We start from the raw sequence: 15,415 nt of genomic DNA, 5'->3' as shown, positions 1-15,415 counted from the left end.
ATTCAGCACTGTTCTACCATTCCAATCACTTTATAGATCGGTGATGAGATTGCAAAATGATGCAGCTATAAAGCCTTTCATTCAAGAATGGAATCTATATCCCAAATTTTTCTTATTATATTAATATAAAGCACTTCTCTACTATTTAATGCCGCTTTGTTAAATTTTTCATACGATTGAAAACCTAATCTCGAATCACTTACAAAACGTTCTACCTGCGGGTTGTTTTCATAAAAGTCTTTGCCAAGTGATTGGGCTAACACATTTTCACTCATATACTTAGAAAGTTTATTCAAGTAAGGCTTGTCTTTTAAACTTCTATTCCTAGATCTAGGAAGTAGAATCAAACCGCCTAATTTATTTCGCTCTCTCCTATATTCTAAAGGAGATGAAAAATCATTTTCAGAGGAGGTCGATGATTGTTCAAAAACATTGTAATCGTCACACAGAATGTGTTCAATATCGTATGTACGACTACTTCTTTTTCTATCTACGTAGGAAGGAAATCCTACAGAATTTGTTTGTTCTATTCCATCTTCGATGTAATATGCAATTCTTGCTAGAATATGGAGAATATTTTTTGTTTGTGCTTTTTCATATGTGAAATTCTCGATGGTAGTAACACCGAATTCTAGTTCATCAGCATGTGCACGTAGTGTTTGTCTTAGGGTTAATATATCTTTATCTCTAACTTTTACCGTCAGACTAAAGAATAAGTCCCTCAAATTATCATAAGTGTTTTTCTTATTGTTTATTAATCTTGCCGTTGTATAGAAATCTATATATTTTGAAACAATATCAATTTTCTTGTCAATTACTGCATCAGGATCATCTAGACGTATACTAGATAGAATGACCATATTCTGAAGAGAAATTTCCTTGCTTGCGTTGTAATATACGGCTTCATATCCTTTTGTGAATTCACATGCGTATTTTTGTAATCTTAAGTATATCTTTGAATATCTATCATAGTTGTCTAGAACAAAGCTTTGATAATTGTCACCTGTGTTTAACCCTATTGATTCACGGTTTTCATGAAGCCACCTGTGATAAGAATCACCAATGTTTTCAAAGTCTCCTTTTTCTTCTCCAACAGACTTACCTCTAATTGAACTTGCATATTTTGCTCGAAGCCAGTTTCTGATGAAGTTTGAGTCTTCTTCATGATCAATTTTTTTGAGCTCTCTAGTCCTATCTTGCCAGAGTTGGTGTGCTTCTTGATGCTTTATTTGATTTGATATTTTAGATAAAAGAAAACCTTTAAGCATTTCTGCTGGCGTTAAATTAAGACCTCGATCGTTCATGGTTACAAATACTTTATGGGCGTCATGCTCCGTTGGGACAACAATCTCAAAAAGAATTACTTTTTCAGCTACCCAATCAGCAAAGTATGAAAAATATTTATTTTTTATATCATCATCTAAAACATCTTCAATTTCATTATATCTTTCAAAGATATTTTTTGTTCCAGAGTCAGCATTATCAACAAAGTCAAAAGCCGAGTTTTCTTCTGAACCGTCATTTTCAACCAATAGATTTATTAATTTTGAACGGTCATGATCAGACTCGAAATTTAACACAGGGGTTCCGAAGGATTCAGTTTTTATCAAGCTTGTGAAATCTGTAACTTTTAACGCCGCAGATAGGTTTCTTTGCTTAAGTGCGTATATAAAAAACAAAGTTAAAGATGTCAGTCTTTGTTGACCATCAACGATTATTTTTCTTGATGTTTGCTGATCTGTTGTAGTCAAAATTGCGCCAAGAAAATAGCTTTTATATTGGGCGACTTGATCTCTTCCATGTGTTTCATCAAAATGCTGTAAAAACTCATCTTGCAAATCTGTAAATAGCTCTTCAAATTGCTTTCTTTTCCAGCGGTATTCTCTTTGATAAAATGGAACTTTATATGTCTTCGATAAAACCTCTTTTATCGTTCTCAAGTGGTGATTGATTTCTGTCATCTTGAACCATCCAAAGTTTGAGAGGTGGTGCTTTTTTATAAAAGCATGTGCATATATTACATCTTACATAAAGTAAGATCTTTCATCGTTTATATCATATTGACTGACTTGCGCAAGGTAATAAACTGGTTGTTAGAATAATATTATAGAGTCAGTGCGTTTGACACAGAAAATCTGTGAAATCCACTTTTTGGTATCTCTCGGGACATCCACCTCCTGGGTAGAGAAAACTAGGATATTGAATTAGGGGGCTCGATCTCAACGAACCCGTCATACTCGGTTATGCTCCGACGTCTAGTACATTCCTGTATCCACTGTTGACAGCATCCACTGTTGACAGCATCCACTGTTGACAGCATCCACTGTTGACAGCATCCGCTGTACTGTGCGCCGTAGTCTTGAAAAATCGGGCCATAGGGCGTATAACCACGCGCTTGTCAGTGTATTGAGTGAGCCAATTTTTATGCAGCAGAGTGAACCCGTGCAGAACGCCCCCTTTTGGCAGGTGAAGAGCCTGCAACAGATGACCATGTCCGAGTGGGAGTCCCTGTGCGATGGCTGCGGTAAATGCTGCCTGAACAAGCTGATCGACGAGGACACCGACGAGCTGGTGTTCACCAACGTGGCCTGCAACCTGCTCAATACCAAGACCTGCCAGTGCTCCGATTACGGCAACCGCTTTAAAAAAGAGCCGGATTGCCTGCAGATCACCTTCGACAAGATTGCCGAGTTCGACTGGCTGCCGTCGAGCTGCGCCTACCGCCTGCTGGCAGAGGGGCAGAGCCTGCCTGAGTGGCATCCGCTCATCACCGGCAGCCGCAGCGCCATGCATCAGGCCGGCCAGTCGGTGCGCGGCAAGGTGGTGCACGAGGCCCATGCCGGCGACTGGATAGATCACATCATCACCTGGGCCAGCTAACGCCAGAGCCTTTTTCGGGCCAGTTGCCGAACCGTAGCAACAACGAAGGGGCAGGGGAGTCATACTCTCCTGCCCCTGCTGCATTCTGGCGTGCCAGGCGGCCCCTATTTGTCCGCCTTGCCCGCCGCATCCGCCAACCGGGCCAGCTGTTTGTCATACCAGGCCACAGGGCGGTTTTCATCTTCCGCTCGCTCCTTGCGCCGGATGGCGTTGCGTACCACCATGGCCCCCAGCCAGCGCAAGGGCTCCGGCGGGAAATAGCCGCGCGGGCCGCTCACCAGGGCGCATTCGCGCCATGGTTTATCCGCTTCCCGCACATCATCTCTCACCAGGGCCGCCAGTATTTGACCGCCCATCCAGCTCTGGGCCACTCCGTTGCCCGAATAGCCGAGGCCATAGACGACGTTGGGCTGCGCGCGCCAGTGGCCGAAGAAGGGAAGGCCATCCACCGAGCGATCGGAGGCGCCGCACCAGCTGGCGGCGACGGGCACCTCTGCAAGGGCCGGAAAGAAGCGGCGCAGGGTGCGGGTGAGGGGGGCAAGATAGCGGCTGGGGGAATCGAACTCGGCCAGATGGCGGTTGGCAAAGGCGAAGGTGTTGCCCCCCTTGCCCAGCATCAACCGCCCTTGCGGGGTGGATCTGTAGTAGTGCACGAAGGTGCGGCCATCCACCACGGAGCGACCGTGCGCGAGTTGCTGGGCGGCCAGTGCCTGTGGCGCCGGGTCGGTTATCACCATATCCGAGGAGACCAGCACTATGCTGCGGCGAAACTCGCGAAAGTGCGCCGTCATGGCGCTGTTGAGGGCCAGCACCACCTTGCGGGCACGCACCTCACCCTGCGGCGTTTGCACCCGCACAGGCTGGCCTGCGTCGAGGCGCTGCATGGGGGAGCCTTCATACACCTCGACCCCGAGTTCCCGTGCCACCCGCAGCAGGCCGCGCACCAAGAGTGCCGGTTGCACCGAGCCCGCGTGGGGGCTGTAGAGCCCCTCCAGATGAACGTGGGAGCCGCTCTGGCTCGCCAGTTTATCCTCTTCAATCGCCTGCCACTGGTTAAGGTCCGCTCGCTTTAGTTCCCGCAATACCGGCTCCATCAGACCCCGCTGGGCCTCGCTGGTGGCTGTGTAGCAGGTGCCCTCGACCCTCAGTTCCGCCTCTATCTGATGCGACGCGCAGAAGCGGGCGATCTCGTATACCGCCTGCTCGGAGCTTCGCACCAGCCAGGCGGCCTGCTGCTCCCCAAACAGGCGCTTCAGGGTCAGGTATTTGGCCGACCAGGTGAGCAGGCAGCCGCCGTTGCGCCCGGAGGCCCCGCTGCCGCACAGATCTTTTTCCAGCACCAGGATGCGCAAGTGAGGCTCGGCCTGTTTAAGGGCGATGGCGCTCCAGAGTCCGGTAAAACCGCCGCCGATGATGCAGACATCCACCTCGTGGTTGCCGACAAGGGGCGTGGAGGGGGCGGGTTGTTCGGTGGCCAGGGCCTCAGCCAGCCAAAAGGGGCGAGTGGACATAATGACTCCTCGATAAGGTTATTGGTGGCGCCAGCGCTGGGTGCGATCCAGCAGGGCGCGGCTCAAAAAGAGCTGGAGCAGCTTGACGGTGGCGGCGGCCAGCAGGATCAGGGTTGCCATGGCGGCGGCTGCGGCGGTATCGCCGGAATCCTCCATGTTCAGCACGGCGATGGAGGCGAGCACGCTGTCACTCGAATAGAGGAAGATCACCGCCGAGGTGGTGGTCATGGCGTTGACGAACAGATAGATGAAGATCTCCAAGAGCGCCGGCAGGGAGGCGGGTAGGGTGACGCGCCAGAACGCCTTCCAGAGCGGAATACGCAGGGAGATGGCCACCAGCTCCAGCTCTCTGGGCAGTTGTTTGAGGCTGGTCAGTGCCGTCATATGGCCCACCGTGTAGTAGTGGATGACGCAGGAGAGCACCATGAGCGGCAGGGTGCCATGGAGGCTGCCAAACAGCGGATTGCCGTTGAAAAAGAAGATGTAACCGAGCCCCAGCACCATGCCGGGTACCGCCAGCGACAGCATGGCGAGTAGATGCAGCAGCTGGCGCAGCGGCGCGAAGTGGCGCCCCTTCTCCTGTGCCCAGGCCAGCACCATCACCAGCACTGTGCCCACCAAGGCGGTATAGAGGCCAAGTTGCAAGGTGTTGGTAAAGGGCTGCCAGCCATAGACGCTGTTGCTGTCAAAGGCGTAGTGATCCAGCGTCAGTCCAAGGTTGTAGGGCCAGAACTGCACCAGGGAGCCGTAGACCGCCATGCCCACCAGCGCCAGAAACAGCAGGGCCCAGAGAGTGCACCAGCCGAGCGCAAGCAGATCCCGCAGCCGATGGGGCTTGGGGCTATAGGGCACCGCCTTGGTGCTGCTCTGCTCCTGCATCTTGCTGCGCGCCCTGTGCTCCAGCGCAAAGCTCAGCAGCGCCGGCAGCAGCAGGGTGACGCTGGCAACGGCGCCGAGGGAGAAGTTCTGCATCCCAATCACCTGGCGGTAGATATCGGTGGCCAGCACGCTGTACTGGCCGCCAATCACCTTGGCCACCCCGAAGTCGCAGATGGTGAGGGTGAAGACGGCGATGGCGGCGCTGAGCAGGCCATAGCGGGCGGTGGGCAGGGTGACGGTGACAAAGGTGCGCCAGCCGCTGCTGCCCAGCACCCGGGCCGCTTCATAGAGGCGGGCATCGCTCTGACCTAGCGCCGTGATGAGGATCATCAGGGCGTGGGGGAAGCACCAGAAGCCCAGACCAATGACGATGCCGATGGGGCCGTAGATGCTCTCGCCGCCGAGCAGCCCCTTGGCGATCCCCTGATTGCCAAACCAGTAGACCAGACTGATGGCGGGCAGCAGGGAGGGCATCAAGAGCGGAATAAGGCCGATGAGGCGAAACAGGCTCTTGCCCGGCATGCAGGTGCGGGTGAGGGCATAGGCGTAACCGAAGGCGATGGTCACCACCAGGGCTGTGATCAGCACCCCGAGCCAGAGGGTGTTGCCGAGGGTTTGACCCAGATGAGGGGAGTCGATGTAGGCTTTGACGTTGGCAAGCCCCACCCAGAGGCCATTTTCGTCTTGCAGGCTTTTTTGCAGCATGGTGAGCAGCGGCAGCAGCAGGCCGCCGGTGAGCAGGGCAATACCTAGCAGAAGCAGCAGGAGTTGCAGCAGCTGATCCCGGCTCCAGCCGGAGCAGAGCCGCTGCCACAAGGGGTAGCGAGGCTGGGGCTCTTGGGTTGCCTGTTCTGATGTTGCCTGTGCTGGGGTTGCCAGTGCCGGAGTGGAGAGATGAGGGCTCATGGGCGTTCCCCTTCAAACAGCTGCATGGCCCCGGCGGGCCAGTGCAGGGAGCAGCGCATGCTGCTTCGCCAGCCACCCTGTTCGTGGTGGGGCAGCTCCTGGGTCGGGCGCTCCACCAGAATTTGCTGCGGGCCCAGATAGGTGTCGGCGGTGCAGATAAGGCGCTGGGCGGCGCCGAGAAACTCTACCTGATCGATCTGCGCTTCTACGCCATGTTGACCTGGATAAGGCTCATGGGGGGCGCCCAGGGTGATCGCCTCGGGGCGTATGGCCACCTGCAATTTGCTGCCGGCAGCGGCCCGGTTGGCGAGCGTCAAGGGCTGTTCGTTGAGGCGCACCTGAGTGGGGCCGAGCACCAGGGTGTCGAGGAAGTTCATGGTGCCGACGAAGCTTGCCACGAAGCGGCTCGCAGGCTGGTGGTAGATCTCTTGCGGTGTGCCCACCTGCACTATGCGGCCGCCTTCCATCACTACTATGCGGTCCGCCATGGTCAGCGCCTCTTCCTGATCGTGGGTCACCATGATGGTGGTGATGCCAAGGCGCTGCTGCAGGGCGCGGATCTCGCTGCGAAGGTGGGTGCGCACCAGGGCATCCAGGGCGCTGAGCGGTTCGTCCAGCAGCAGCAGGCCGGGGGAGAGGGCGAGCGCCCGGGCCAGCGCCACCCGTTGCTGCTGGCCGCCGGAGATCTGGCTCGGGTACTTGTGGGACTGGGCACCGAGATCCACCAGACCCAGCCAGTGATCGACCCGCTCCTTGATGGCATCGCGCGCCAATCCCTGATTCTCAAGGCCGAAGGCGATGTTCTGGGCCACCGTCAGGTTGGGGAAGAGGGCATAGGACTGAAACACTATGCCAAAGTCGCGCTCTTGAGGCGGCAGGCGGGAGATATTGCGCCCCCCTTGCCAGATCTCGCCGCTGTCCGGCAGATCCAGCCCGGCGATGGCTCTGAGCAAGGTGGTCTTGCCGCAGCCGGAGGGGCCGAGAAAGCAGATAAACTCCCCCGGCTCAATGGTCAGAGAGATCCCCTTGAGGGCCTGGAAGGCACCGAACTGCTTGTTGAGATGTTGAATGTCCAGATAGGGCTGGGTCATGATTCGACTCGCTACTGATTTGGTATATACCAGTTTGCGGGTGAAGTGTGACGGTCAGGTGATCGCGGGATGACAGCTCGATGACAGTCAGATGACGGCGGGCATTCGGCAGGTGGCTTGGCCGCGTGCAGACGGGCGGGGAGCTGCCCATTGAGGACGACACAAACATGGATACGAGGCAAAAAAAGAAGGCCAACACCTGTTGGCCTTCGGCAAGGGGTTGATTGGCAGCGGTTTGTCTGGGGTGCACAAACCGCTCCTGTCACTGTTACTGTTTGGCTTCCGACTTGCCGTCGAAGCTGGCGCTCCACTGGGTCAGGATGGCGTTGCGCTCGCGGGCAGCCCAGGCAAAATCGTTGTCGATCATCTGCCCCTTGATATCTGCCGGATAGCCCGCTCTCGGTTGGGCGACCCCAGGGATGGCGACCACGGCGAACGACTTGTTGTAGAGGGCGTTGGCCTGCTCGGTGGCGGCAAAGTCGAGCAGCTGCTTGGCCGCATCCAGCTTGGGGGTGCCCTTGATGATGGCGGCGGCTTCCATGTCCCAGCCCGAGCCTTCGCTCGGGAACACCACCTCTATGGGGGCCCCCTTGGCCTTGAGGCTGGTGGCCGGGAAGTCAAAGGAGATGCCGATCACCGTCTCGCCGCTGGCGGCCAGCTTGCAGGGGGCCGAGCCCGAGTGGGTGTAGCGGTCTATGTTTTGGTGCAGGCCGTTCATGAACTGCCAGCCCTGCTGCTCGCCCATGGTCTGCAGCCAGCCCGCGACGCTCAGGTAGCCGGTGCCGGAGGAGCTGGGGTTGGGCATGATCACCTTGCCCTTGTAGATGGGCTTGGTGAGATCGGCCCAGCTGGTCGGCGCCGGTATTCCTTGCTTCTCTGCCTCTACCTTGTTGAAGCAGATGGCGCTGAAGAAGGCGTCCAGACCAATCCAGTGGGGCTCGGCCTTGCCGTCACGAAAACGGCTGTCGAGCTTCTCCAGCCCCTTGGGGGCGTAACCGGTCAGCATCTGCTGCTGATCGAGCTGCATCAGGCTGGTGGCCGCCAGTCCCCACACCACGTCGGCCTTGGGCTGGGCTTTTTCAGCCAGCAGCCTGGCGGTGACCACCCCGGTGGAGTCACGCACCCACTTGATGTTGATATCCGGGTGCTGGCGCTCAAACGCCGTCTTCAGCTCGCCGAGCTGCTCCGGCTCGAAGGCGGTGTAGACGGTGAGATCGGTCGCGGCCAGTGCCGGGGCTGTCATGGCGGCCAGCACGGCGGCGGCCAGCAAATGGGTTCCCTGTTTCATCCTCTTCTCCATTTTGGTTGGCTTGGTATAAACCAGATTGGTCGAAGCAGAGGCTAGGGGAACTTTATGACGGTACGGTGACGGCCCCGTGACGTTTTGCCGTACTTAACTTGTCTGTTCCTAATCCTGGGTATCCACCTCTATCTCCAGGCTGTCGTGGCGCCAGTACTCCAGATCGAAGTCGAGCACCCGGCCGTGCTGATCGAAGTTGAGTCGCTCCAGGCGCAGGGCGGGTAGCCCGGCGGTGGCCCCCAGCGCCTTTGCCACCTCGTCCGGCAGGGCGGTGGGGAAGAAGCGCACCTGCATGCGGGCGTAGTGAAGATCGTAATGGGCCTGGTAGATCTCGGTCAGGCTGCCGGCAAGATCCAGCTCCAGCAGACCGGGAACCCGCTCTGGCAGGCAGTGGTTTTCGCAATAGCAGATGGCGCGCCCGTTGGCATAGCGCAGCCGCTTGAGCAGAAACAGGCTGTCGAACGGCTTGAGCTGCAACTGCGCCATCAGTGCCGGGGGCACCGCCTGGCGGCTTTTTTCCAGCAGCTCGGTGCGCGGCTCGCCCCCTTGTTCGCGCACTATCTGGTGAAAGTTGGAGGTGCGCCTGGGGTTGAGGCGAAAGCGCGGCGGGGTGACGAACCAGCCCCGGCGATCCTCCCGATAGATGAGGCCATTGGCCTCCAGCTGCACCAACGCCTCGCGGATGGTGACCCGGGTGGTGCCGTAGAGTTCCCCCAGCAGCCGCTCGGAGGGGAGTTTGTCGTTGGGGGCCAAGCCCCCCGCCAGGATCTGGTTGGCGAGGGCATCCTTGATCTGCAGGTATTGGGGTTTGCTCATGAAAATCCTTGGCTGGGCAGTGGTTGGGGTGCAGGTCCGGTCGCTAAATGGAGACGGTATAATGCATTGGTAGATACCAGTGTTGCCCCTGTTGTTCAGGCTTCCTAGATTATCGCGATCCCGGCGCCGAAAATGAATTTTTTGTTGCACGTGGCCCCACCCCTTTGACCTTGGCGGGGTAGTTACCCACAATGCGCTCATTCTGGTATATACCAAAAGGAGCGAAGTCATGACCCATATTCCTGCGGCCCCCGCCGCCGTCGATTACCTGCTGCTGACCCCGGGCCCCCTCTCGACCACCGCCACTGTGCGCGCCGCCATGCTGCAAGACAGCTGCACCTGGGATGCGGACTACAACCTCGGTGTGGTGGAGCCCATCCGCCGCGAGCTGGTGCGGCTGGCCACTGGCCCGGAATATGAAAGCGACTACAGCGCCGTGTTGCTGCAGGGAAGCGGCAGCTATGTGGTGGAGAGCGTGCTGGGCTCGGCGATCGGCGCCGACGAGTGTCTGCTCATCATCAACAACGGCGCCTACGGTGCCCGCATGGGTGAGATGGCCCGCTGTCTTGGCCTGCGCCATCATGAGCTCGACTGCGGCGAGACGACCCGCCCCGAGCCTGCCGCCATCGACGCCATGCTGGTGCGCCACCCCGAAATAACCCATCTGGCCATAGTGCACTGCGAGACCACCACCGGCATGCTCAACCCCCTTGAAGAGGTGGCTGAACTTTGCCAGCGCCGCGGCATTCGCCTCATCGTCGATGCCATGAGCAGCTTTGGCGGCATCCCCATCGACATGGGGCGCCTTGGCATCGAGTTTCTCATCAGCTCCGCCAACAAGTGCATTCAGGGGGTGCCGGGCTTTGGCTTCGTCATCGCCCGCCGCGCCGCGCTGACGGCCTGCGCCGGTCGTGCCCGCTCTGTCTCCCTCGACCTGCACGCCCAGTGGCAGACCATGGAGCAGCAGGGGGGCAAGTGGCGTTTCACCTCACCCACCCATACGGTGCTCGCCTTTGCCCAGGCCCTGCGCGAGCTGGATGAAGAGGGGGGCATTGCCGCCCGCCATCAGCGCTACAGCGAGAACCAGCGCACGCTAGTGGCGGGGATGGCTGAGCTCGGCTTTGCGCCGCTGCTGCCAGAGGAGTGGCAATCCCCCATCATCACCGCCTTCTACTCCCCGGCTCACCCTGACTACCGCTTCGCCGACTTCTACCAGCGGCTCAAGGGGCAGGGCTTTGTCATCTACCCGGGCAAGGTCTCCCAGGCCGATTGCTTCCGTATCGGCAATATCGGCGACGTGACCCCAGAGCGGGTACGAGCCCTGCTCGCGGCCATGACCAGCGCCTGCTACTGGCAAGGGGAAGCGTGATGATGATGCGCGATGCTCTTCACGGCAGCGGCCGGGCCGACAGCGAAGGGGACATCAATCTGGGGGAGGGGCGCGTGCGCTGGTGGGCAGACCAGAGCGAAGCGGTGCAGGCGGGATTGGCGGAAGATAGCCGCTACTTCCTCCATCAGGCCCTCTCCAGCCCCTGTCTGGATCTGCTTGAGGGGGCGCAGGGGAGCTGGCTGACCAGCGTATCGGGCGCGCGTTACCTCGATTTTCACGGCAACAGCGTCCATCAACTGGGCCACGGCCACCCCAAGGTGGTGGCCGCGGTGCAGCAGCAGCTTGCCGATCTGCCGTTCGCGCCTCGTCGTTACACCCATCAGGTCGCCATCGACTGCGCCCGCACCCTGGCCGAGCTGGCCCCCGGCGATCTCAACCGGGTGCTGTTCGCCCCTGGTGGCAGCGAGGTGGTGGGTATTGCGCTCAAGCTCGCCCGCTTTATCACAGGCAACAGCAAGGTGGTGTCCCTGTGGGATGCCTTTCACGGCGCCTCCCTCGATGCCATCTCGGTCGGCGGCGAGGCCTGCTTTCGCGCCGGTATGGGCCCCTTGATGGCCGGGGTGGAGCGCATCCCGCCCCCCACCCGCTATCGCGGCGTCTGGTATCGCGGGGAAGGGGACGACCTGCACTACGCCGATTATCTGGAGTACGTCATCGAGAAGGAGGGGGGCATTGGTGCCTTTATCGCCGAGCCCATCCGCAACACCGATGTGCAGGTGCCCTCGAAGGCCTACTGGCGGCGGGTGCGGGAGATCTGCGATCGCCACAAGGTGCTGCTGATCGTCGACGAGATCCCCAATGCTCTGGGTCGCACCGGCCACTGGTTCAGCTTCGAGGAGTTTGGCATAGAGCCCGACATCATCTGCCTGGGCAAGGGGCTGGGGGGCGGGGTGGTGCCCTTTGCCGCGCTTATCACCCGGGATCGCTTCAATCAGTCTGCGGCTATTTCGCTCGGTCACTACACCCACGAGAAGAGCCCCATCGGCTGCGCGGCGGCCCTCGCCACCATAGCCACCATCCGTGAAGAGGGGCTGCTGGCCAAGGTGCAGGAGGATGGCCGCTTTATGGCGGCAGAGCTCGCGGCGCTTGCCGAGCGCCACCCGTTGATCGGCCAGGTGCGCGGCATAGGTCTCTTGTGGGCGCTGGATCTGGTGGTCGATCACCAGAGTCGAACGCGCAATAACCAGGCCGCCGAGCGGCTGCTCTACCGCTGTCTGGAGCTCGGGCTCAGCTTCAAGGTCTCCCAGGGCAATGTCATCCAGCTCTCGCCACCGCTCAACATCGCCCGCGCCGATCTGGTGCGCGCCATCACCATTCTCGATCGCGCCCTCGGCGAGATCGCCCTTTCACCGGAACAGGAACATCACCATGACTGATTTGCAGATTGCCGCAGCCCCGAGCACCGACGTGGAGGCACTGATCCTCGACTGGGCCGGCACCGTCGTCGATTTTGGCTCCTTCGCCCCCACCTCCATCTTCGTCGAGGCCTTCGCCCGCGCCTATGACTTCCCCGTGAGCCTAGACGAAGCACGCCAGCCCATGGGCCTTGGCAAGTGGGATCACATCGCCGCCCTGGGCCGTCTGCCCTCGGTGGATGCGCGCTGGCAGGCCCGCTTCGGCCACCCCATGAGCCACGCCGAGGTGGACCACATTTATCACACCTTTATGCCGCTGCAGATTGCCGCCGTGACCCGCTTCGCCGCCCCCATACCAGGTGTGCTGCCGGTGCTGGAGGCGCTGCGAGCACAAGGGATGAGGGTCGGTTCCTGCTCCGGCTATCCCCGCCCGGTGATGGAGGCGTTGGTGCCGGCGGCAGCCGAGTACGGCTATAGCCCCGATCACTGGGTTGCCACCGACGATCTCAAGGCCGGCGGGCGCCCCGGCCCCTGGATGGCGCTGGCCAACCTGATTGAGCTGGGAGTGAGTGCAGTGCATCGTTGCATCAAGGTCGATGACGCCGTGCCGGGCATCAGCGAGGGGCTGAACGCTGGCATGTGGACTGTGGGGTTGTCGGTTTCCGGCAACGAGTTTGGTGCCACCTGGGAAGAATTTGATGCCATGAGCGAGGTGGAGATCGCCGCCAAGCGCGCGCCGGCAGAGGCCAAGCTGCGGGGGGCGGGGGCCCACTATGTCATCGATACCCTGGCCGACATAGCCCCCGTCATCGCCGACATCAACCGCCGTCTGGCGGCAGGGGAGCGGCCCTGAACAAGATGGTATGAGGGAAGGGGAGGCTTGGGTTGTCATCGGCCTTGCAAGCCGCTGGGCCCTGAAGAGCAGACATAAAAAAACCGGCGCCTTGGGCGCCGGTTTTTGTTCACCGAGATTCTATTACAGAGAGGCGGTGAAGGTACGGGTGATGACGTCTTGCTGTTGCTCTTTGGTCAAAGAGTTGAAGCGAACGGCATAACCGGATACGCGGATGGTCAACTGCGGATATTTCTCCGGGTTTTCCATGGCGTCCAGCAGCATTTCACGGTTCATCACGTTGACGTTCAGGTGCTGACCACCTTCCAGGTTGGCTTCATGGTGGAAGTAACCATCCATCAGGCCGGCCAGGTTGGCTTTCTGGGCTTCCATGTCTTTACCCAGGGCGTTCGGCACGATGGAGAAGGTATAGGAGATACCATCTTTGGCGTAAGCGAACGGCAGCTTGGCGACGGAAGTCAGGGACGCAACGGCACCCTTCTGATCACGACCGTGCATCGGGTTGGCACCCGGGCCAAACGGCGCACCGGAGCGACGGCCATCCGGGGTGTTACCTGTCTTCTTGCCGTACACCACGTTGGAGGTGATGGTCAGCACGGACTGGGTCGCCACGGCGCCACGGTAGGTGTTGAGCTTCTGAATCTTCTTCATGAAGCGCTCGACCAGGTCACAGGCGATGTCATCGACGCGAGCGTCGTTGTTACCGAACTGCGGGTACTCGCCGTCGATTTCGAAGTCGATGGCAACGCCATCTTCGTCACGAACCGGCTTGACCTTGGCGTACTTGATGGCAGACAGGGAGTCAGCCGCCACGGACAGACCGGCGATGCCGCAAGCCATGGTGCGATAGACGTCACGGTCGTGCAGCGCCATCAGGGAGGCTTCGTAGCTGTACTTGTCGTGCATGTAGTGGATGATGTTCAGGGCGGCGACGTACTGCTTGGCCAGCCAGTCCATGAAGTGATCCAGCCTGTCCATCACGTCGTTGTAGTCGAGGTACTCGGACTTGACCATTTCGGTTTTCGGGCCGACCTGGATCTTGAGCTTCTCGTCCATGCCGCCGTTGATTGCATACAGCATGGTCTTGGCCAGGTTGGCACGGGCACCGAAGAACTGCATCTGTTTGCCGACGATCATCGGGGACACGCAGCAAGCGATGGCGTAGTCATCGTTGTTGAAGTCCGGACGCATCAGATCGTCGTTCTCGTATTGAACGGAAGAGGTCTCGATGGATACCTTGGCGCAGTACTTCTTGAAACCGACCGGCAGCTTCTCGGACCACAGTATGGTCAGGTTCGGCTCAGGGGACGGGCCCATGGTGTACAGGGTGTTCAGCATACGGAAGCTGTTCTTGGTGACCAGGGTACGGCCATCAACGCCCATACCGGCCAGGGTCTCGGTTGCCCACATGGGGTCGCCGGAGAACAGTGAATCGTATTCAGGAGTACGCAGGAAGCGAACCATACGCAGCTTCATGACCATGTGGTCCATCAGCTCCTGGGCTTCTTGCTCGGTCAGCAGGCCTTTCTTCAGGTCACGTTCGATGTAGACGTCCAGGAAGCTGGAGGTACGACCGAAGGACATGGCGGCACCGTTCTGGGACTTGACTGCCGCCAGGTAGGCGAAGTAGGTCCACTGCACGGCTTCTTTGGCGGTCTTGGCCGGCACTGAGATGTCGCAGCCATATTTGGCGGCCATCACCTTCATCTGGGCCAGGGCACGGTGCTGCTCGGAGATCTCTTCGCGCAGACGGATGGTGGCTTCCAGGTTGACACCGTTTTCCAGATCAGCCTGCAGGGACTTGAACTGGGCCAGTTTGTCGGCCATCAGGAAGTCGATACCGTACAGGGCAACACGGCGGTAGTCACCGATGATGCGGCCACGGCCGTAGGCATCCGGCAGACCGGTGATGACGCCGGATTTACGGCAGTTCAGGATGTCCTTGGTGTAAACGTCGAACACGCCCTGGTTGTGAGTCTTGCGGTACTCGGTGAAGATCTTCTCGACCATGGGGTCAAGTTGACGACCGTAGACTTCGCAAGAGGTCTTGACCATCTTGATACCGCCGTTGGCGATGATGGCGCGCTTGAGCGGCTTGTCAGTCTGCAGACCGACGATTTGCTCCAGGCTCTGATCGATATAGCCGGCATCGTGAGCGGTAATGGTGGAGGGCAGGTCGGTATCAAAATCGACCGGCGCGTGAGTGCGGTTCTCGATCTTGATCCCTTCCATGACCTTGTCCCACAGCTTGGTGGTAGCTTCGGTCGCGCCAGCCAGGAAGGACTCGTCACCTTCATACGGGGTGTAGTTCTTCTGGATGAAGTCACGGGTGTTGACAGAGGTCTGCCATTCACCGGCCGCGAAGCCTTCCCATGCTTTTTGGAACTGTTCGTTAAGTTCTGCCATTTTCATTACCTCTCAAGGTATTTATGTG

Annotated in this window: 11 protein-coding genes; 4 read left to right on the top strand and 7 right to left on the bottom strand. The window is 58.4% G+C overall.

Going from position 1 to position 15,415, the window contains the following annotated elements; genetic code table 11:
• Positions 1 to 77 precede the first annotated feature (77 nt).
• On the bottom strand, positions 78 to 1,961 hold the full coding sequence (locus Aeroheme_RS12055; RefSeq protein WP_411165909.1) for a DUF262 domain-containing protein: 1,884 nt from the start codon (positions 1,959 to 1,961) through the stop codon (positions 78 to 80).
• A gap of 463 nt (positions 1,962 to 2,424) precedes the next feature.
• On the opposite strand from Aeroheme_RS12055, the gene Aeroheme_RS12050 reads away from it, so the two are divergent.
• Positions 2,425 to 2,880 (top strand): YcgN family cysteine cluster protein, encoded by a 456-nt coding sequence (locus Aeroheme_RS12050; protein ID WP_411165908.1) that lies wholly within the window; start codon positions 2,425 to 2,427, stop codon positions 2,878 to 2,880.
• 104 nt (positions 2,881 to 2,984) lie between these two features.
• Here the strand turns inward: Aeroheme_RS12050 and Aeroheme_RS12045 are convergent, their stop codons facing one another.
• The 5 genes from Aeroheme_RS12045 to phnR all read right to left on the bottom strand — a co-directional run bounded on the left by Aeroheme_RS12045 (position 2,985) and on the right by phnR (position 9,383).
• Positions 2,985 to 4,391, bottom strand: coding sequence for an FAD-dependent oxidoreductase (locus Aeroheme_RS12045; RefSeq protein WP_411165907.1), 1,407 nt, complete (start codon positions 4,389 to 4,391; stop codon positions 2,985 to 2,987).
• An 18-nt stretch (positions 4,392 to 4,409) separates the two neighbouring features.
• Positions 4,410 to 6,176 (bottom strand): putative 2-aminoethylphosphonate ABC transporter permease subunit, encoded by a 1,767-nt coding sequence (locus Aeroheme_RS12040; RefSeq protein ID WP_411165906.1) that lies wholly within the window; start codon positions 6,174 to 6,176, stop codon positions 4,410 to 4,412.
• The gene (locus Aeroheme_RS12035) at positions 6,173 to 7,267 is read right to left on the bottom strand and encodes a putative 2-aminoethylphosphonate ABC transporter ATP-binding protein (RefSeq protein ID WP_411165905.1); all 1,095 of its coding nucleotides are present in this window, start codon (positions 7,265 to 7,267) and stop codon (positions 6,173 to 6,175) included. The genes Aeroheme_RS12040 and Aeroheme_RS12035 overlap by 4 nt, the downstream gene beginning before the upstream one ends.
• 268 nt (positions 7,268 to 7,535) lie before the next feature.
• Positions 7,536 to 8,555 carry a putative 2-aminoethylphosphonate ABC transporter substrate-binding protein gene (locus Aeroheme_RS12030; RefSeq protein ID WP_106886988.1) on the bottom strand — a complete coding sequence of 340 codons (1,020 nt, stop codon included), beginning with the start codon at positions 8,553 to 8,555 and terminating at the stop codon, positions 7,536 to 7,538.
• Positions 8,556 to 8,675: 120 nt separating this feature from the next.
• Positions 8,676 to 9,383 (bottom strand): phosphonate utilization transcriptional regulator PhnR, encoded by a 708-nt coding sequence (gene phnR, locus Aeroheme_RS12025; RefSeq protein WP_139737217.1) that lies wholly within the window; start codon positions 9,381 to 9,383, stop codon positions 8,676 to 8,678.
• Positions 9,384 to 9,612: 229 nt separating this feature from the next.
• On the opposite strand from phnR, the gene phnW reads away from it, so the two are divergent.
• The 3 genes from phnW to phnX are packed head-to-tail and all read left to right on the top strand — an operon-like array spanning position 9,613 to position 12,981.
• Complete coding sequence (gene phnW, locus Aeroheme_RS12020) at positions 9,613 to 10,752, top strand: 2-aminoethylphosphonate--pyruvate transaminase (RefSeq protein ID WP_411165904.1); 1,140 nt, start codon at positions 9,613 to 9,615, stop codon at positions 10,750 to 10,752.
• Positions 10,752 to 12,149, top strand: coding sequence for an aspartate aminotransferase family protein (locus Aeroheme_RS12015; protein ID WP_411165903.1), 1,398 nt, complete (start codon positions 10,752 to 10,754; stop codon positions 12,147 to 12,149). The genes phnW and Aeroheme_RS12015 overlap by 1 nt, the downstream gene beginning before the upstream one ends.
• Entirely contained in the window at positions 12,142 to 12,981 is an 840-nt protein-coding gene (gene phnX, locus Aeroheme_RS12010; protein WP_411165902.1) for a phosphonoacetaldehyde hydrolase, read from the top strand. The genes Aeroheme_RS12015 and phnX overlap by 8 nt, the downstream gene beginning before the upstream one ends.
• 123 nt (positions 12,982 to 13,104) lie before the next feature.
• On the opposite strand, the gene pflB is transcribed toward phnX, so the two are convergent.
• Positions 13,105 to 15,387, bottom strand: coding sequence for a formate C-acetyltransferase (gene pflB / locus Aeroheme_RS12005; RefSeq protein ID WP_025326749.1), 2,283 nt, complete (start codon positions 15,385 to 15,387; stop codon positions 13,105 to 13,107).
• Between the last annotated feature and the right edge of the window lie 28 nt (positions 15,388 to 15,415).

The sequence above is a fragment of the Aeromonas sp. DSM 116730 genome (genome assembly GCF_046581335.1).
GTDB lineage: Bacteria > Pseudomonadota > Gammaproteobacteria > Enterobacterales > Aeromonadaceae > Aeromonas > Aeromonas rivipollensis.
The sequence above is the reverse complement of the archived record's forward strand: the minus strand, read 5'-3'. Positions and strand labels throughout refer to the sequence as shown.